The following is a 17977-nucleotide window of genomic DNA, read 5'->3' on the forward strand; positions in this document are numbered from 1 at the left end:
TTACGTTGATAAGACAAGTTTACAGGATTTTTTACCTCTAAGGGCTGATAAGCGTCATACTGGTCACAACCGCGCCAAAGCATTACACTATGCGCCCTGCAATTCAGCCACTATTTCGCAAGAGCAAGTCGATGACCAAAAAACTCCATATTAAAACCTGGGGCTGTCAGATGAACGAGTACGATTCATCGAAGATGGCCGATCTGCTGGATGCTACCCACGGGTATCAACTGACCGAGGTCGCGGAAGAAGCGGATGTGCTGCTGCTGAATACCTGCTCAATCCGCGAGAAGGCTCAGGAAAAAGTCTTCCATCAATTAGGCCGCTGGAAACTCTTAAAAGAGAAGAACCCGGATCTGATTATCGGCGTCGGCGGTTGCGTGGCCTCCCAGGAAGGCGACCATATCCGTCAGCGTGCGCACTATGTCGATATTATTTTTGGCCCGCAAACGCTGCACCGCTTACCGGAAATGATCAACTCCGTTCGTGGCGACCGCAGCCCGGTGGTGGACATCAGCTTCCCGGAAATCGAGAAGTTCGACCGCCTGCCGGAACCGCGTGCGGAAGGCCCGACCGCGTTTGTCTCCATCATGGAAGGGTGTAATAAATACTGCACGTACTGTGTGGTGCCGTATACCCGTGGTGAAGAGGTCAGCCGTCCGTCTGACGACATCCTGTTTGAGATCGCCCAGCTTGCCGCTCAGGGCGTGCGTGAAGTCAACCTGCTCGGTCAGAACGTTAACGCCTGGCGCGGTGAAAACTACGACGGCACCACCGGCTCCTTTGCCGACCTGCTGCGTCTGGTTGCCGCCATCGACGGGATCGATCGCATCCGCTTCACCACCAGCCACCCGATCGAGTTCACCGATGACATCATCGAAGTTTACCGTGATACGCCGGAACTGGTGAGCTTCCTGCACCTGCCGGTACAGAGCGGCGCGGATCGCGTACTGAATCTGATGGGGCGTACCCACACGGCGCTGGAGTACAAAGCGATCATCCGTAAACTGCGCGCGGCGCGCCCGGATATTCAAATCAGCTCGGACTTCATCGTTGGCTTCCCTGGCGAAACGACTCAGGACTTCGAACAGACCATGAAGCTGATTGCCGACGTCAATTTCGACATGAGCTACAGCTTTATCTTCTCGGCGCGTCCGGGAACACCGGCGGCCGATATGGTTGACGATGTGCCGGAAGAAGAGAAAAAGCAGCGTCTGTATATTCTACAGGAGCGTATTAACCAGCAGGCGATGGCCTGGAGCCGTCGGATGCTCGGCACCGTCCAGCGTATTCTGGTGGAAGGCACCTCGCGTAAGAGCATTATGGAACTGTCAGGCCGTACCGAAAATAACCGCGTGGTGAACTTTGAAGGCACCCCGGAGATGATCGGTAAGTTTGTGGATGTGGAAATCACCGATGTCTACACCAACTCTCTGCGCGGCAAGGTTGTACGTACCGAAGATGAGATGGGGCTGCGCGTGGCTGAAACGCCGGAGTCAGTCATTGCCCGTACCCGTAAAGAAAACGAGATTGGCGTCGGTTTTTACCAGCCTTAATCCTGCTGACAAGCGAAAAAATGCCCGATGGCGCTGCACTTATCGGGCCTACGGCACAATATGGTTCGTAGGCCCGATAAGGCACTTGTGCCGCCATCCGGCAAATAACAGACAGGCCTTGTAATTCCCCCCTACGCCCCCATCTTCATTGCAATGCTTGCGCCTTTATCCTGTGGCGTGAATAATTTCCTTATCTGCCGGTGAATTTTCATTTTCCGGCGACTCAGGCATAAGAGGAACAGTTTGAACATAGACACTCGCGAAATTACCCTTGAGCCCGCAGACAACGCCCGTCTGTTGAGCCTTTGCGGCCCGTTTGACGACAACATCAAACAACTGGAACGCCGTCTCGGCATCGAGATCAACCGTCGTGACAATCACTTTAAGCTGACCGGTCGCCCGATTTGCGTCACCGCCGCGGTAGATATCCTGCGCAGCCTGTACGTCGATACCGCCCCGATGCGCGGTCAGATTCAGGACATCGAGCCGGAACAAATCCACCTTGCGATTAAAGAAGCGCGCGTGCTGGAACAAAGCGCGGAGAGCGTTCCTGACTATGGCAAGGCGATAAATATTAAAACCAAGCGTGGCGTGATTAAGCCGCGCACGCCGAATCAGGCGCAGTATATCGCCAACATTCTCGATCACGACATTACTTTCGGCGTTGGCCCTGCCGGTACGGGGAAAACTTACCTCGCCGTTGCCGCTGCCGTGGACGCTCTTGAGCGTCAGGAAATTCGTCGTATTCTGCTGACCCGTCCGGCGGTGGAAGCCGGGGAAAAACTGGGCTTTCTGCCAGGCGACCTGAGCCAGAAGGTCGACCCGTATCTTCGCCCGCTGTACGACGCGCTGTTTGAGATGCTCGGCTTCGAGAAAGTAGAAAAGCTGATTGAGCGCAACGTCATTGAAGTCGCGCCGCTGGCCTATATGCGCGGTCGTACGCTGAACGATGCCTTTATTATTCTCGATGAGAGCCAGAACACCACCATCGAACAGATGAAGATGTTCCTGACGCGTATCGGCTTTAATTCGAAAGCGGTTATTACCGGCGACGTCACGCAGATTGACCTGCCGCGCAACACGAAGTCTGGCCTGCGCCATGCGATAGAAGTGCTGGCGGAAGTCGAAGAGATCAGCTTTAACTTCTTCCACAGCGAAGACGTGGTGCGCCATCCGGTGGTTGCCCGTATCGTTAACGCCTATGAAGCCTGGGAAGAAGCGGAACAAAAACGCAAGGCAGCGCTGGCGGCAGAACGTAAGCGTGAAGCGCAGGAGCAGGAACAAAAATGAGTCAGGTGATCCTCGATTTACAACTGGCATGTGAAGACCATTCCGGCCTGCCGAAAGAGAGCCAGTTTCAGACGTGGCTGAATGCGGTGATCCCACAGTTTCAGGAAGAATCAGAAGTGACGATTCGCCTGGTGGATGAAGCCGAAAGCCACGATCTTAACCTGACCTACCGCGGGAAAGATAAGCCAACCAACGTGCTCTCTTTCCCGTTTGAAGCGCCGCCAGGTATGGAGATGCCGCTGCTGGGCGATCTGATCATCTGCCGCCAGGTAGTGGAGCAAGAAGCGAAAGAACAAGATAAGCCGCTGGAGGCCCACTGGGCGCATATGGTCGTGCACGGCAGCCTGCATTTGCTGGGCTACGACCATATCGAAGACGATGAAGCGGAAGAGATGGAAGCCCTCGAAACAGAGATTATGCTTGCTCTGGGCTATGAGGACCCGTACATTTCCGAGAAAGACTAAGTACGATGAACAAACATGCCGTCAGCCGTTAAGTATATGCATGACGAGCGACCTATTAACCAACATGAGAACCCATACGACGCCATGAGCGACGACAATTCACACAGTAGTGACACGTTAAACAGCAAAAAGGGATTTTTTTCCCTGTTACTGAGCCAACTTTTCCACGGTGAACCCAAAAACCGTGACGAACTGCTGGCGCTGATCCGTGATTCCGGGCAGAACGACCTTATCGATGAAGATACGCGCGATATGCTCGAAGGGGTGATGGACATTGCGGACCAGCGCGTTCGCGACATCATGATCCCCCGCTCCCAGATGATTACCCTGAAACGCAACCAGACGCTGGATGAGTGCCTTGATGTCATCATTGAGTCAGCACACTCGCGTTTCCCGGTCATCAGCGAAGACAAAGATCACATTGAAGGGATTCTGATGGCGAAGGATCTGCTGCCGTTTATGCGCAGCGATGCCGAAGCCTTCAGCATGGAAAAAGTGTTACGCCAGGCCGTTGTTGTCCCGGAGAGTAAGCGCGTTGATCGCATGCTCAAAGAGTTCCGCTCCCAGCGTTACCATATGGCGATCGTTATCGACGAGTTTGGCGGAGTGTCGGGTCTGGTGACCATTGAAGACATTCTCGAACTGATCGTGGGTGAAATTGAAGACGAGTATGATGAAGAAGACGATATCGACTTCCGTCAGCTCAGTCGCCACACCTGGACCATTCGCGCTCTCGCACCGATTGAAGACTTCAACGAAGCCTTCGGCACCAGCTTCAGCGATGAAGAGGTCGATACCATTGGCGGTCTGGTGATGCAGGCGTTCGGTCATTTGCCTGCGCGCGGTGAGACCATTGACATTGATGGTTACCAGTTCAAAGTCGCTATGGCCGACAGCCGTCGTATTATTCAGGTTCATGTCAGAATACCGGATGACTCGCCCCAGCCTAAACTGGACGAATAAAACCAAAAGTGGACTAAAGACTAAATGGCATTTGCCTCACTGATTGAACGCCAGCGCATTCGCCTGCTGCTGGCGTTATTATTCGGCGCCTGCGGAACGCTGGCTTTTTCTCCGTATGACGTCTGGCCCGCCGCGCTTATCTCGCTTATGGGTCTACAGGCGTTAACCTTACACCGCCGCCCGCTCCAGTCGGCTGCTATCGGCTACTTCTGGGGGCTGGGACTCTTTGGCTCCGGCATCAACTGGGTCTACGTCAGTATCGCGCAGTTCGGCGGTATGCCCGGCCCGATAAACGTCTTCCTTGTGGTGCTGCTTGCCGCATACCTTTCCCTCTACACGGGCCTGTTCGCCGGTATTCTGTCGCGTCTGTGGCCGAAAACCACCTGGCTGCGCGTGGCGATCGCCGCCCCCGTAGTCTGGCAAATCACCGAGTTTCTGCGTGGCTGGGTACTGACCGGCTTCCCGTGGCTACAGTTCGGCTATAGCCAGATTGACGGCCCGCTAAAAGGACTGGCGCCGGTGATGGGCGTTGAGGCCATCAACTTCCTGCTGATGATGGTCAGCGGCCTGCTGGTGCTGGCGGCAGTTACCCGCAACTGGCGTCCTCTGGTCGCCGCGCTGGTGTTATTTGCCCTGCCCTTCCCGCTGCGTTACATCCAGTGGTATACGCTGGAGCCGGAAAAAACCACGCAGGTCTCGCTGGTTCAGGGCGACATTCCCCAATCGCTGAAGTGGGATGAGAGTCAGCTTATCAATACGCTGAAAATCTATCTCGACGCCACCCAGCCGGAAATGGGGAAATCGCAACTGATTATCTGGCCAGAGTCCGCCATTCCCGATCTGGAGATTAATCAGCAGCGTTTTCTGGGCATGATGGACGATCTGCTGAAATCCAAAAACAGCACGTTGATTACCGGCATCGTCGATGCGCGTCTGAACAAGCAGAACCGCTACGACACCTACAACACGATTATCACGCTGGGTAAAGACAGCCCGTACAGCTACGATTCCAGCAATCGCTACAACAAAAACCACCTGGTGCCGTTTGGCGAGTTCGTGCCGCTGGAGTCGATTCTGCGCCCGTTAGCGCCGTTCTTTGACCTGCCGATGTCCTCATTCAGCCGTGGGCCGTACATACAGCCACAGCTGCATGCGCATGGCTTTAAACTGACGGCGGCGATTTGCTACGAAATCATTCTGGGTGAACAGGTTCGGGACAATTTCCGCCCGGACACTGACTATCTGCTGACCATCTCTAACGACGCCTGGTTCGGAAAATCTATCGGCCCGTGGCAGCACTTCCAGATGGCGAGAATGCGTTCTCTGGAGCTGGCGCGCCCGTTGTTGCGCAGCACCAACAACGGCATTACGGCAGTCATTGGCCCGCAGGGTGAAATTCAGGCGATGATCCCGCAGTTTACCCGCGACGTGTTGACCACCCACGTTACGCCAACCCGTGGTTTAACGCCTTATGCCCGTACCGGCAACTGGCCGTTATGGTTGCTCACCGCGCTGATGGGCTTTGGCGCCGTGGTGATGAGCCTGCGTCAGCGTCGTAAATAATCTCCCTTATTACCGGATAAGACGCGATGCGTCTTATCCGGCCTGGCTATATCCCTCCATTCTGGCACGCCTATTGCTTTGTTAAACAAGGTAAACCTTGTTTTGGCTATATGTGCAACCTGGTCGCACCAATATCGATCATCGGTAGCACCCAAACAGTGCAATGAAAGATTTTTGCCTCTAAACGGTGCGGCGCACTTCGCAAAAATAAACAATAAAGCAGCAAAATCTTTACATTCAGCCAAACTAAATGTTAACAAACACGCATAACACTGCACGCTCAAGTTGCAGACGATAACAACACAAACACTCACAATGGGTATCAATGCGTCGATGGCGCAGACGATAAAGGAGTTGGATATGCAATTACGTAAGCTAGCCACAGCAATGCTGGTCATGGGAATGTCTGCCGGTCTGGCACACGCGGAAGACGCCGCGCCGGCGGCGGGCAGTACGCTGGATAAAATCGCGAAGAATGGCATTATCGTCGTTGGCCACCGCGAGTCCTCCGTGCCGTTCTCTTACTACGACAACCAGCAAAAAGTGGTCGGTTATTCACAGGACTACTCCAACGCCATCGTTGAAGCCGTGAAGAAAAAGCTTAACAAACCTGACCTGCAGGTGAAGTTGATCCCAATTACCTCCCAGAACCGTATTCCGCTGTTGCAGAACGGAACCTTCGACTTTGAATGTGGCTCCACCACCAACAACGTCGAACGCCAGAAACAAGCTGCGTTCTCTGACACCATTTTCATCGTCGGTACGCGTCTGCTGGCGAAAAAAGACGGCGATATTAAAGACTTCCCGGACCTGAAAGGAAAAGCGGTCGTGGTCACCTCCGGTACCACCTCTGAAATTCTGCTGCACAAGCTGAATGAAGAACAAAAAATGAATATGCGCATTATCAGCGCGAAAGACCACGGCGACTCCTTCCGTACGCTGGAAAGCGGTCGCGCCGTCGCCTTTATGATGGATGATGCCCTGCTGGCGGGTGAACGCGCGAAAGCCAAAAAACCAGACAACTGGGAGATCGTCGGTAAGCCGCAATCTCAGGAAGCCTACGGCTGTATGCTGCGTAAAAACGATCCTGAGTTTAAAACGCTGGTAGATGACACGATTGCCCAGGTGCAGACCTCAGGCGAAGCGGAAAAATGGTTTGATAAGTGGTTTAAAAACCCAATCCCGCCGAAAAACCTGAACATGAATTTCGAACTGTCCGACGAGATGAAGGCGCTGTTCAAAGAACCGAATGACAAAGCACTTAACTAACTAAAATAAATGGGGCGGGATCTCCTTGCCCTCTCGATTGTCATTCAGCACGGACAGACTATAAGCCTGATGGTCGTTCCCCATCAGGCCTGAAAACCGCAAAACGCTGGATAACAATCTTCGAGGGTAGCGCTGCTACCCTTTTTTTTCTGGAGTAGATTTATGTCAATAGACTGGAACTGGGGGATTTTTTTACAACAAGCCCCGTTCGGCAACACCACGTATCTCGGCTGGCTCTGGAGCGGCTTCCAGGTCACCGTCGCGTTATCCATCACCGCCTGGATTATTGCTTTCCTCGTCGGCTCGTTATTCGGCATTTTACGTACTGTACCTAACCGCTTCCTCTCGGGAATAGGGACGCTTTACGTGGAACTGTTTCGTAACGTCCCGCTGATTGTTCAGTTCTTTACCTGGTATCTGGTCGTGCCTGAGCTGTTGCCGGAAAATATCGGCATGTGGTTTAAGGCGGAACTGGACCCGAACATTCAATTTTTCCTCTCATCAATGATCTGTCTGGGGCTGTTTACCGCTGCGCGCGTCTGCGAGCAGGTACGCGCAGCGATTCAGTCGCTGCCTCGCGGGCAGAAAAACGCTGCGCTGGCGATGGGGCTGACGCTGCCTCAGGCTTATCGCTATGTTCTGCTACCGAACGCCTATCGGGTGATTGTCCCGCCGATGACCTCGGAAATGATGAACCTGGTGAAAAACTCCGCCATCGCATCGACCATTGGTCTGGTGGATATGGCGGCGCAGGCGGGCAAGCTGCTGGATTACTCCGCCCACGCCTGGGAGTCATTCACCGCAATTACGCTGGCCTACGTGCTGATTAATGCCGTCATTATGCTGGTGATGAATCTGGTGGAACGTAAAGTCCGCCTGCCTGGCAATATGGGAGGCAAATAATGTACGAGTTTGACTGGAGTTCGATCGTTCCTTCCATGCCGTACTTGCTGGCCGGGCTGGTGATCACCCTGAAAATTACCGTCACCGCCGTGGTGATCGGGATTCTCTGGGGCACTATTCTGGCGGTAATGCGTCTCTCAAGTTTCGCCCCTGTCGCCTGGTTTGCGAAAGCTTACGTCAACGTTTTCCGCTCCATCCCGCTGGTGATGGTGCTGCTATGGTTCTACCTGATTGTGCCGGGGCTGTTGCAGGACGTACTGGGTATTTCGCCCAAAACGGATATTCGCCTGATTTCAGCGATGGTCGCGTTTTCCATGTTTGAAGCGGCGTATTACTCGGAGATTATCCGTGCGGGTATTCAGAGCATTTCACGCGGGCAGTCCAGCGCTGCGCTGGCGCTGGGGATGACCCACTGGCAGTCGATGAAGCTCATCATCCTGCCGCAGGCGTTCCGTGCGATGGTGCCGCTGCTGCTTACCCAGGGTATCGTACTGTTCCAGGATACCTCCCTGGTTTACGTGTTAAGCCTCGCGGATTTCTTCCGCACCGCCACCACCATTGGCGAGCGTGATGGTACGCAGGTCGAAATGATCCTGTTTGCCGGTGCCGTCTACTTTGTTATCAGCCTGAGCGCGTCGTTGTTGGTCAGCTATTTGAAGAAAAGGACAGTTTAATGATTACCCTGAAAAATGTTTCTAAATGGTATGGTCACTTTCAGGTGCTGACCGACTGCTCCACGGAAGTGAAAAAAGGTGAAGTGGTGGTAGTCTGCGGCCCGTCGGGTTCCGGTAAATCGACCCTGATCAAAACGGTGAACGGACTGGAACCGGTGCAACAGGGTGAAATCACCGTTGACGGCACCAAAGTGAATGACAAAAAAACGGATCTGGCGAAGCTCCGCTCGCGGGTCGGAATGGTGTTCCAGCATTTTGAACTGTTCCCGCATCTGTCGATCATTGAAAACCTGACGCTGGCGCAGGTGAAAGTGCTCAAACGCGGCAAAGCGCCCGCCCGTGAAAAAGCGCAGAAGTTGCTTGAGCGCGTAGGACTTTCGGCCCATGCCAATAAGTTCCCGGCGCAGCTTTCCGGCGGGCAGCAACAGCGTGTGGCAATCGCGCGCGCGCTGTGCATGGACCCTATCGCTATGCTGTTTGATGAACCGACATCCGCACTCGATCCTGAAATGATCAACGAAGTGCTGGACGTTATGGTCGAGCTGGCAAACGAAGGGATGACCATGATGGTCGTCACCCACGAAATGGGCTTTGCCCGTAAGGTGGCCAATCGGGTGATCTTTATGGACGAGGGGAAAATTGTCGAAGACTCGCCGAAAGAGGAGTTCTTCGCCAACCCGAAATCGGATCGCGCCAAAGACTTCCTGGCGAAAATCCTGCATTAATCCTCCCGGCGCGCACGACAGAGTGCGCGCCATATCACGCTTTATCTCTTCATATCTCGAATCGCACTCATCCCGGCGTTACCCTTGTCACAAAGTACCACTTACAAGGAGCAACAATGGCACTTCCAGTCCTTTTTGATTGCGATCCAGGTCATGACGACGCCATCGCAATTGTTCTCGCCCTCGCATCGCCTGAACTGGATGTGAAAGCGATCACCTCTTCCGCCGGTAACCAGACGCCTGACAAAACGCTGCGTAACGTATTGCGTATGCTGACGCTACTGGGGCGTACCGATATTCCTGTCGCGGGCGGCGCGATAAAACCGCTGATGCGCGATCTGATCATCGCCGATAACGTACACGGCGAAAGCGGACTGGACGGCCCGGCGCTACCGGAGCCGTCATTTGCGCCGCAGACCTGCACCGCCGTTGAGCTGATGGCGAAAACCCTGCGCGAAAGCCCGGAACCGGTAACCATCGTCGCCACCGGGCCGCAAACCAACGTCGCCTTGCTGCTGAACAGCCATCCAGAATTGCACCGTAAAATCGCCCGTATTGTGATCATGGGCGGCGCGATGGGATTAGGTAACTGGACGCCAGCGGCAGAATTCAATATTTACGTCGACCCCGAAGCGGCAGAGATTGTCTTCCAGTCAGGGATTCCCGTGGTGATGGCCGGGCTGGACGTAACGCACAAAGCGCAGATTCACGCTGAAGATACCGAGCGTTTCCGGGCGATAGGCAATCCTGTTTCCACGATCGTGGCGGAGCTGCTGGATTTCTTCCTCGAATATCACAAAGACGAAAAGTGGGGCTTTACCGGCGCGCCGTTGCATGACCCTTGCACCATCGCCTGGCTGCTAAAACCCGAGCTTTTCACCACCGTTGAACGTTGGGTCGGCGTGGAGACTCAGGGGAAATACACCCAGGGAATGACGGTCGTGGATTATTACTTACTGACCGGCAATAAACCGAATGCGACGGTCATGGTCGATATCGACCGGCAGGGCTTTGTGGATTTACTGGCGGAGAGGCTGTCGTTCTACGCATCATAACCAGCCGGATGGCGCTAACGCTTATCCGGCCTACATCAGCGTACAATTTGTAGGCCGGATAAGACGCTTCGCGTCGCCATCCGGCACTGCCGGTTACGGCTCAAACGGTCTGCGCTGGAACTGGTCGTGGCCGCATTTCGGGCACAGCGGCAGTACATCCGGCGTATACACCGCTAAATGGTAATGACACTTCTCGCACACAAGGTTGCCCAAGCCAACCACCTCGCCGCTGTGGTAGACCCCGTGGTGATTGAGATCCTGGAACACTTCGCGCCACTCCAGTTGCGTTTTGTCGGTGATGTCCGCCAGCTCCTGCCAGAGGCTCTCTTTAATCACCCGCATAAAGACGCTGTCGCTCTCCTCTTCCTGGCTCTCCTCGTAGCTCATGGCGAACTCTTCCAGGTCGCGTCTGACGGCGCGCGTCAGTTCGTCCACCTCGATTCGCGTTAACTCCCCTGCTTTCATTACGCTCTGACGCGCCTGTTCCACCAGCGCGTCAATATCGCGTTCGCCATTACGCAGGCGTTCGCTTAATGACGTCACCAGTTCACGGTAATATTGAGCAACCTTGTTCATCGCTTCGCCTCCTGGGTCGTTAACTGTCTATAATAATAGACGTTATTTACGCCGCGCTTTGCAAGACCGCCCACAGACTGTGTAAATTCATGCAAGGATTAGCATGGCGGGAATTCAATGCAGAATGCGCGAAAGGCTGTTTTGGCGCGGGCGTTTGGGCTATGCTATGCGGATCTGAAACACCACATCTAACGCTACGTTTGTAGCCGTAATGAAAACAGGACCACTGGCTGCCATGCAAGAGCAATACCGCCCGGAAGAGATAGAATCAAAAGTCCAGCAACACTGGGACGAGAAGCGCACCTTTGAAGTAACCGAAGACGAGAGCAAAGAGAAGTATTACTGCCTGTCGATGCTTCCCTATCCTTCTGGTCGACTACACATGGGCCATGTGCGTAACTACACCATCGGTGATGTGATTGCCCGCTACCAGCGCATGCTGGGTAAAAACGTTCTACAGCCCATCGGCTGGGATGCATTCGGTCTGCCTGCTGAAGGCGCGGCGGTGAAAAACAACACGGCGCCGGCACCGTGGACCTATGACAACATCGCCTACATGAAAAACCAGCTCAAAATGCTGGGCTTCGGCTATGACTGGAGCCGCGAGCTGGCGACCTGCACCCCGGAATACTACCGCTGGGAGCAAAAATTCTTCACCGAACTGTATAAAAAAGGCCTGGTGTACAAAAAGACCTCTGCGGTGAACTGGTGCCCGAACGACCAGACCGTACTGGCGAACGAGCAGGTTATCGACGGCTGCTGCTGGCGCTGCGACACCAAAGTTGAGCGTAAAGAGATCCCGCAGTGGTTCATTAAGATCACCGCCTACGCCGACGAACTGCTGAACGATCTGGATAAACTGGATCACTGGCCAGACACCGTTAAAACCATGCAGCGCAACTGGATCGGCCGTTCTGAAGGCGTCGAGATCACTTTTGACGTGAACGGCTACGACAATACGCTGACGGTGTACACCACGCGTCCAGACACGTTCATGGGCGCCACTTACCTGGCGGTCGCCGCAGGTCACCCGCTGGCGCAGAAAGCGGCTGCCAACAACCCGGAACTGGCTGCCTTTATCGACGAATGCCGCAACACCAAAGTGGCGGAAGCCGATATGGCGACGATGGAGAAAAAAGGCGTCGACACCGGTTTTAAAGCCATTCACCCACTGACCGGCGAAGCGATCCCGGTATGGGCCGCCAACTTCGTGCTGATGGAATACGGTACTGGTGCTGTTATGGCCGTTCCGGGCCACGATCAGCGCGACTACGAATTTGCCACCAAATATGGCCTGACCATCAAGCCGGTTATCCTGGCGGCGGACGGCTCTGAACCGGATCTGTCCGAACAGGCGCTGACCGAGAAAGGCGTACTGTTTAACTCCGGCGAATTTAACGGTCTGGGCTTTGAAGACGCCTTCAACGCGATTGCCGATAAACTGGCGGCGAAAGGCGTCGGCGAGCGTAAAATCAACTACCGTCTGCGCGACTGGGGCGTTTCCCGTCAGCGTTACTGGGGCGCGCCGATTCCGATGGTGACTCTGGAAGACGGCACCGTTCTGCCGACCCCGGAAGATCAACTGCCGGTCATCCTGCCGGAAGACGTCGTCATGGACGGCATCACCAGCCCGATCAAAGCCGATCCTGAGTGGGCGAAAACCACCGTTAACGGTCAGCCTGCGCTGCGTGAAACCGACACCTTTGACACCTTTATGGAGTCCTCCTGGTACTACGCGCGCTACACCTGCCCGCAGTACAACGAAGGGATGCTGGACCCGGAAGCAGCAAACTACTGGCTGCCGGTCGATATCTACATCGGCGGTATTGAACACGCGATCATGCACCTGCTCTACTTCCGCTTCTTCCACAAGCTGATGCGCGACGCAGGCATGGTGAACTCTGACGAACCGGCGAAACAGCTGCTCTGCCAGGGTATGGTGCTGGCAGACGCGTTCTACTATGTAGGCGAAAACGGCGAGCGTAACTGGGTTTCCCCGGTTGATGCCATCGTTGAGCGCGACGAGAAAGGCCGCATCGTTAAGGCGAAAGACGCGGCGGGCCATGAGCTGGTGTACACCGGCATGAGCAAGATGTCCAAGTCCAAAAACAACGGCATCGACCCGCAGGTAATGGTTGAGCGTTACGGCGCGGACACCGTGCGTTTGTTCATGATGTTTGCTTCTCCAGCCGATATGACGCTGGAATGGCAGGAATCTGGCGTGGAAGGGGCAAACCGCTTCCTGAAGCGCGTCTGGAAACTGGTCTATGAGCACACCGCGAAAGGCGAGGTTGCGGCACTGAACGTTGATGCGCTGAGCGAAGATCAGAAAGCGCTGCGTCGCGACGTCCACAAAACCATCGCGAAAGTGACCGATGATATCGGCCGCCGTCAGACCTTCAACACCGCGATTGCCGCAATTATGGAGCTGATGAACAAACTGGCGAAAGCGCCGCAGGAAGGCGAGCAGGATCGCGCCCTGATGCAGGAAGCGCTGCTGGCTGTCGTGCGTATGCTCAACCCGTTCACCCCACATGCCTGCTTCACGCTGTGGGAAGCGCTGAAAGGCGAAGGCGATATCGATAACGCGCCGTGGCCGGTCGCTGACGACAAAGCAATGGTAGAAGACTCTACGTTGGTTGTGGTTCAGGTGAACGGTAAAGTCCGTGGCAAAATCACCGTACCGGTGAACGCCACTGAAGAACAGGTTCGTGAACGTGCTGGCCAGGAACATTTGGTCGCAAAATATCTTGATGGCGTTACCGTGCGTAAAGTGATTTACGTTCCGGGTAAACTCCTCAATTTGGTCGTTGGCTAAGCGCGGGAGGAAGCGTGCGACATCTGACAACATTGTTGTTATCCCTGGCGGTGCTGGTCACCGCCGGGTGCGGCTGGCATCTGCGTAGCACTACGCAGGTGCCCAGCACGATGAAAACTATGATTCTTGATACAAGCGATCCGAATGGACCATTAAGCCGGGCGGTACGTAACCAACTGCGTCTTAACAATATTGAATTGCTTGAAAAAGATACAATGCGCCAGGATGTTCCGTCACTGCGCCTTGGCCGGACCAGTATCTCTAAAGATACCGCCTCCGTGTTCCAGGATGGCCGTACGGCGGAATACCAGATGGTCATGAGCGTCAGTGCAAGCGTTCTGATCCCGGGTCATGATATTTATCCGATCAGCACGAAAGTGTACCGTTCATTCTTTGATAACCCGCAAACCGCGCTGGCGAAGGATAATGAACAGGATATGATCATCAAAGAGATGTATGACAAAGCAGCCGAACAGTTGATTCGCAAGCTGCCGAGTATCCATGTCGCTGATGCTCAGTCATCCCAGGAAAACGCGGACGCCGCTGAAAACACCACGGCGACGCCAGCATCTTCCCCGGCACGCGTGTCCACCACGCTGGGTAACTGATGATCCGGTTGTACCCTGAACAACTCCGCGCACAGCTCAATGAAGGGCTGCGCGCGGCGTACTTGCTCCTGGGCAACGACCCTCTCTTGTTGCAGGAAAGCCAGGACGCTATTCGTCTGACGGCCGCTGCGCAAGGGTTCGAAGAACACCACGCCTTTACGATCGACACCAGCACCGACTGGGGAACCCTGTTCTCACAGTGTCAGGCAATGAGCCTGTTTGCCAGCCGTCAAACGCTGCTGTTGTTGCTACCGGAAAATGGCCCGAATGCGGCGATCAATGAACAGCTCGCAACGCTCAGCGGTTTGCTGCATGACGACCTGCTGCTGATCGTGCGCGGAAATAAGCTCACTAAAGCCCAGGAAAACGCCGCCTGGTATACCTCGCTGGCGGGCACTGGCGTGCAGGTAAGCTGTCAGACGCCGGAGCAGGCGCAGCTACCGCGCTGGGTTGCCGCCAGAGCAAAGCAGAATAATTTGCAACTGGATGACGCCGCGAATCAGCTGCTGTGTTATTGCTACGAAGGCAACCTGCTGGCGCTGGCGCAGGCGCTGGAGCGGCTTTCACTCCTCTGGCCTGACGGTAAGCTCACGCTTCCACGCGTAGAGCAGGCCGTCAACGACGCGGCGCACTTCACGCCATACCATTGGGTGGATGCGTTATTGATGGGCAAAAGCAAACGCGCCCTGCATATTTTGCAGCAACTGCGCCTTGAGGGCAGTGAGCCCGTGATCCTGCTGCGCACCCTGCAACGCGAATTACTGATGCTGGTTAACCTTAAACGGCAATCCGCCCATACGCCTCTGCGCACGCTGTTTGATAAACATCGGGTATGGCAAAACCGTCGCGGCATGATTGGCGATGCGTTGAATCGGCTCCAGCAGACCCAGCTTCGCCAGGCAGTGCAACTGTTGACGCGGACGGAAATTACGCTAAAACAAGATTATGGACAGTCAGTGTGGGCTGAGCTGGAGGGGCTTTCTCTTCTTCTCTGCCACAAAGCGCTGGCAGATGTTTTTATTGATGGTTGATATGAAATCGTTACAGGCTCTGTTCGGCGGCACCTTTGATCCCGTGCATTATGGTCATCTCAAGCCCGTGGAAACGCTGGCCAATCTGATTGGCCTGTCGCGGGTGATTATCATGCCCAATAACGTACCGCCCCATCGTCCACAGCCTGAAGCATCCAGCGCACAGCGTAAATATATGCTTGAGCTGGCTATCGCCGACAAACCGCTGTTTATCCTGGATGAGCGCGAACTCAAACGCGATACCGCCTCTTACACCGCGCAAACGCTGAAAGAGTGGCGGGAAGAACAAGGCCCGGACGCGCCGCTGGCGTTTATCATCGGCCAGGACTCCTTACTGACGTTCCCGACCTGGCACGACTATGAAACCATTCTGGACAACACTCACCTGATCGTTTGCCGACGCCCCGGCTACCCGCTTGAGATGGTGAAAGAGCAGCATCAGCAGTGGCTGGAGCGCCATTTAACCCATACGCCGGACGATCTGCACGCGCTCCCGGCGGGTAAAATTTATCTGGCTGAAACGCCCTGGTTCAATATTTCCGCCACCCTTATCCGCGAGCGGCTGGAGAAAGGCGAACCGTGCGACGATCTCATGCCGGAATCCGTCCTGAACTACATCAACCAGCAAGGGTTGTATCGGTAAAGACTTCCGCCAGCGCCGTCAGCAGACGGCTGTTCTCTTCCTGACTGCGAATCGCCACCCGGTAATAACGCGCGTCAAGCCCCGGATAGTTAGCACAGCTGCGGATCAGAATGTGCTTCTCCAGCAAGGCGCGTTGCAAATCCAGACCTTCCCGCTCACAGCGTAATAAAAGATAATTCGCCCGACCGGGATAAACCGTTAGCTCAGGAAACGCATGTAACCGCTGACGGAAGCGTTGTCCCTCCTCCGCCAGCCACTGCCAGGTCGCCTGGTGATAGGCGGCATCCTGCAAGATAACCTCTCCGGCCAGCGCCGCAAACGCGTTGATTGACCAGGGCATCTGTTGCGCTCTCATTTGCGCGACCGCCTGCTCGTCGCTGTTCACCAGATAGCCCAACCGCAGCCCCGGAATGGCGTAAAATTTGGTGAGCGAACGCAGCACCCAGATATGCGGGTTGCCCTGCAACAGCGGAATAAAGCCCTCTTCACCCGGAATAAAATCGATAAACGCCTCATCCAGGATCAGCGCGATCCCCTGCGTCTTACAGCGCTCCGCAATAGCCAGTAACAGTTCGCGGGCAGGCAGGAGTCCGGTTGGATTATTTGGCGTACAGAGAAACAGGCAGTCCAGATCCGGGGTCAGCGCATTCAGAATGGTGTCCGTGAGTTGCCAGCCATCAGCTTCGCGAAGCGCAAATTCATGTATCTCACACGCGCCCCACTGTAGCGCACGGCGATACTCGGCAAAGCCCGGCGTGACGATCATGGCATGACGCGGCTTCAGCCCGTGAACCAGCGTGAAGATGGATTCCGTCTCGCCATTTCCGGCCAGAAGCCATGACGCGGGGATCTGATGGTGCTGCGCCAGCGCCTGGTGCAGATGCTGATAATCCACATCAGGATACCGCTCCGCGCAGGCAAGATTGTCGATAAGCGCGCGTTTTAAGCGCCCTGGCATACCCAGAGGATTAATATTTGCGCTAAAATCCAGCAACTGTTCAGGCGAGATGCCCAACAATGCGGCGGCTTCCCGGGTGTTACCGCCATGCGCACTCTTCAGTAAAGGCATCTTGCCTCCGATAAAAAGTCTATTTTAGTGAAAAAGCGCTGCGCAATCAGGGTGAATATCATATTTTGCGCGAATACGTATCACGAGGAAAAACATGCGACTCTGGTTAGTTCGTCATGGGGAAACCGAAGCTAATGTAGCCGGATTATACAGCGGCCACGCCCCCACTCCGCTGACAGAAAAAGGGATAGCCCAGGCGCAAACGCTGAATAACCTGCTGCGCAATGTCCCCTTCGACAACGTATTCTGTAGCGAACTGGAACGCGCCCGCCACACGGCGCGGCTGGTGCTTCACGACCGCGACGTACCGCAGCGCCTGTTCCCGGAGCTTAACGAGATGTTTTTTGGCGACTGGGAGATGCGTCATCACCGCGATCTGAGCCGCGAAGACGCAGCAAGTTACGCGGCCTGGTGTACCGACTGGCAGAACGCCGTCCCGACCAATGGGGAAGGCTTCCAGGCATTCTCACAACGCGTAGAGCGCTTTATTGCACAACTTTCTGATTATAAAGATAATAAAAACCTACTGGTCGTGAGTCACCAGGGGGTTCTGAGTCTCATGATCGCGCGATTATTGTCCATGCCCGCCGCCTCATTATGGCATTTCAGGGTTGAGCAAGGATGCTGGAGCGCCATTGATTTTTGTGAAGATTTCGCCACGCTGAAGGTGTTAAACAGTCGGGCCGTCTGGCATCACGGCGAGTGATATTTCTGTTTTTTCTCCTCGGGGGCGTTTCGACCATTGACACCCCCTGACAGGCTGCTATCCT

The 17977-nt window shown here is 54.9% G+C and carries 17 protein-coding genes; 15 read left to right on the forward strand and 2 right to left on the reverse strand.

Features of this window, described 5'->3' with window-relative positions; translation table 11 throughout:
- The first annotated feature begins 131 nt into the window (after window positions 1-131).
- From miaB to rihA, 10 genes are all read left to right on the forward strand, one after another.
- The gene (gene miaB / locus OGY62_RS07525; RefSeq protein WP_024130541.1) at window positions 132-1556 is read left to right on the forward strand and encodes a tRNA (N6-isopentenyl adenosine(37)-C2)-methylthiotransferase MiaB; all 1425 of its coding nucleotides are present in this window, start codon (window positions 132-134) and stop codon (window positions 1554-1556) included.
- Between the two features lie 243 nt (window positions 1557-1799).
- Window positions 1800-2846, forward strand: a complete 1047-nt coding sequence (locus OGY62_RS07530) for a PhoH family protein (RefSeq protein ID WP_012133334.1) — start codon at window positions 1800-1802, stop codon at window positions 2844-2846.
- Complete coding sequence (gene ybeY / locus OGY62_RS07535) at window positions 2843-3310, forward strand: rRNA maturation RNase YbeY (protein WP_115609494.1); 468 nt, start codon at window positions 2843-2845, stop codon at window positions 3308-3310. The genes OGY62_RS07530 and ybeY overlap by 4 nt, the downstream gene beginning before the upstream one ends.
- Before the next feature lie 84 nt (window positions 3311-3394).
- Window positions 3395-4273, forward strand: coding sequence for a CNNM family magnesium/cobalt transport protein CorC (corC, locus tag OGY62_RS07540; RefSeq protein WP_024130542.1), 879 nt, complete (start codon window positions 3395-3397; stop codon window positions 4271-4273).
- A gap of 24 nt (window positions 4274-4297) precedes the next feature.
- Window positions 4298-5836: an apolipoprotein N-acyltransferase gene (lnt, locus tag OGY62_RS07545; RefSeq protein WP_110494537.1), complete on the forward strand. Its 1539-nt coding sequence runs from the start codon at window positions 4298-4300 to the stop codon at window positions 5834-5836.
- A 360-nt stretch (window positions 5837-6196) separates the two neighbouring features.
- Entirely contained in the window at window positions 6197-7105 is a 909-nt protein-coding gene (locus OGY62_RS07550; RefSeq protein WP_047458175.1) for an amino acid ABC transporter substrate-binding protein, read from the forward strand.
- A 162-nt stretch (window positions 7106-7267) separates the two neighbouring features.
- Window positions 7268-8008 carry a glutamate/aspartate ABC transporter permease GltJ gene (gltJ, locus tag OGY62_RS07555; protein WP_110494538.1) on the forward strand — a complete coding sequence of 247 codons (741 nt, stop codon included), beginning with the start codon at window positions 7268-7270 and terminating at the stop codon, window positions 8006-8008.
- A complete protein-coding gene (gene gltK / locus OGY62_RS07560) occupies window positions 8008-8682 on the forward strand; it encodes a glutamate/aspartate ABC transporter permease GltK (RefSeq protein ID WP_012133340.1) in 675 nt (224 codons plus the stop codon). The genes gltJ and gltK overlap by 1 nt, the downstream gene beginning before the upstream one ends.
- Complete coding sequence (gene gltL, locus OGY62_RS07565; protein ID WP_012133341.1) at window positions 8682-9407, forward strand: glutamate/aspartate ABC transporter ATP-binding protein GltL; 726 nt, start codon at window positions 8682-8684, stop codon at window positions 9405-9407. Before gltK ends, gltL begins: the two co-directional genes overlap by 1 nt.
- A 116-nt stretch (window positions 9408-9523) precedes the next feature.
- Window positions 9524-10462 carry a pyrimidine-specific ribonucleoside hydrolase RihA gene (gene rihA, locus OGY62_RS07570; protein ID WP_286459445.1) on the forward strand — a complete coding sequence of 313 codons (939 nt, stop codon included), beginning with the start codon at window positions 9524-9526 and terminating at the stop codon, window positions 10460-10462.
- A gap of 93 nt (window positions 10463-10555) precedes the next feature.
- Here rihA and OGY62_RS07575 read toward each other — a convergent pair whose 3' ends face one another.
- Window positions 10556-11038 carry a zinc ribbon-containing protein gene (locus OGY62_RS07575; protein WP_012133343.1) on the reverse strand — a complete coding sequence of 161 codons (483 nt, stop codon included), beginning with the start codon at window positions 11036-11038 and terminating at the stop codon, window positions 10556-10558.
- 235 nt (window positions 11039-11273) lie between these two features.
- On the opposite strand from OGY62_RS07575, the gene leuS reads away from it, so the two are divergent.
- The 4 genes from leuS to nadD are packed head-to-tail and all read left to right on the forward strand — an operon-like array spanning window position 11274 to window position 16138.
- A complete protein-coding gene (gene leuS, locus OGY62_RS07580; RefSeq protein ID WP_275375908.1) occupies window positions 11274-13856 on the forward strand; it encodes a leucine--tRNA ligase in 2583 nt (860 codons plus the stop codon).
- A gap of 14 nt (window positions 13857-13870) precedes the next feature.
- The gene (gene lptE, locus OGY62_RS07585; protein ID WP_214143449.1) at window positions 13871-14464 is read left to right on the forward strand and encodes an LPS assembly lipoprotein LptE; all 594 of its coding nucleotides are present in this window, start codon (window positions 13871-13873) and stop codon (window positions 14462-14464) included.
- Window positions 14464-15495 carry a DNA polymerase III subunit delta gene (gene holA / locus OGY62_RS07590; RefSeq protein ID WP_012133346.1) on the forward strand — a complete coding sequence of 344 codons (1032 nt, stop codon included), beginning with the start codon at window positions 14464-14466 and terminating at the stop codon, window positions 15493-15495. The genes lptE and holA overlap by 1 nt, the downstream gene beginning before the upstream one ends.
- Window position 15496: 1 nt before the next feature.
- Window positions 15497-16138 (forward strand): nicotinate-nucleotide adenylyltransferase, encoded by a 642-nt coding sequence (gene nadD, locus OGY62_RS07595; RefSeq protein ID WP_024130547.1) that lies wholly within the window; start codon window positions 15497-15499, stop codon window positions 16136-16138.
- Here the strand turns inward: nadD and cobD are convergent.
- Entirely contained in the window at window positions 16113-17207 is a 1095-nt protein-coding gene (gene cobD, locus OGY62_RS07600) for a threonine-phosphate decarboxylase CobD (protein WP_286459446.1), read from the reverse strand. The two genes, nadD and cobD, sit on opposite strands and share 26 nt — an antisense overlap.
- A 94-nt stretch (window positions 17208-17301) precedes the next feature.
- Between cobD and OGY62_RS07605 the strand changes: the two genes are divergently transcribed.
- On the forward strand, window positions 17302-17913 hold the full coding sequence (locus OGY62_RS07605) for an adenosylcobalamin/alpha-ribazole phosphatase (protein ID WP_058668758.1): 612 nt from the start codon (window positions 17302-17304) through the stop codon (window positions 17911-17913).
- Window positions 17914-17977 lie beyond the last annotated feature (64 nt).

Source organism: Citrobacter sp. CK198, assembly GCF_030333295.1.
GTDB lineage: Bacteria > Pseudomonadota > Gammaproteobacteria > Enterobacterales > Enterobacteriaceae > Citrobacter_B > Citrobacter_B koseri.

Bases quoted from the DNA above. Each gene is read 5' to 3' on its own strand.
- nadD (WP_024130547.1), top strand. From the start codon at position 15,497: ATGAAATCGTTACAGGCTCTGTTCGGCGGCACCTTTGATCCCGTGCAT.
- leuS (WP_275375908.1), top strand. From the start codon at position 11,274: ATGCAAGAGCAATACCGCCCGGAAGAGATAGAATCAAAAGTCCAGCAA.
- rihA (WP_286459445.1), top strand. From the start codon at position 9,524: ATGGCACTTCCAGTCCTTTTTGATTGCGATCCAGGTCATGACGACGCC.
- ybeY (WP_115609494.1), top strand. From the start codon at position 2,843: ATGAGTCAGGTGATCCTCGATTTACAACTGGCATGTGAAGACCATTCC.
- holA (WP_012133346.1), top strand. From the start codon at position 14,464: ATGATCCGGTTGTACCCTGAACAACTCCGCGCACAGCTCAATGAAGGG.
- gltL (WP_012133341.1), top strand. From the start codon at position 8,682: ATGATTACCCTGAAAAATGTTTCTAAATGGTATGGTCACTTTCAGGTG.
- cobD (WP_286459446.1), bottom strand. From the start codon at position 17,207: ATGCCTTTACTGAAGAGTGCGCATGGCGGTAACACCCGGGAAGCCGCC.
- gltK (WP_012133340.1), top strand. From the start codon at position 8,008: ATGTACGAGTTTGACTGGAGTTCGATCGTTCCTTCCATGCCGTACTTG.
- OGY62_RS07575 (WP_012133343.1), bottom strand. From the start codon at position 11,038: ATGAACAAGGTTGCTCAATATTACCGTGAACTGGTGACGTCATTAAGC.
- lnt (WP_110494537.1), top strand. From the start codon at position 4,298: ATGGCATTTGCCTCACTGATTGAACGCCAGCGCATTCGCCTGCTGCTG.
- OGY62_RS07550 (WP_047458175.1), top strand. From the start codon at position 6,197: ATGCAATTACGTAAGCTAGCCACAGCAATGCTGGTCATGGGAATGTCT.
- corC (WP_024130542.1), top strand. From the start codon at position 3,395: ATGAGCGACGACAATTCACACAGTAGTGACACGTTAAACAGCAAAAAG.
- gltJ (WP_110494538.1), top strand. From the start codon at position 7,268: ATGTCAATAGACTGGAACTGGGGGATTTTTTTACAACAAGCCCCGTTC.
- miaB (WP_024130541.1), top strand. From the start codon at position 132: ATGACCAAAAAACTCCATATTAAAACCTGGGGCTGTCAGATGAACGAG.
- OGY62_RS07605 (WP_058668758.1), top strand. From the start codon at position 17,302: ATGCGACTCTGGTTAGTTCGTCATGGGGAAACCGAAGCTAATGTAGCC.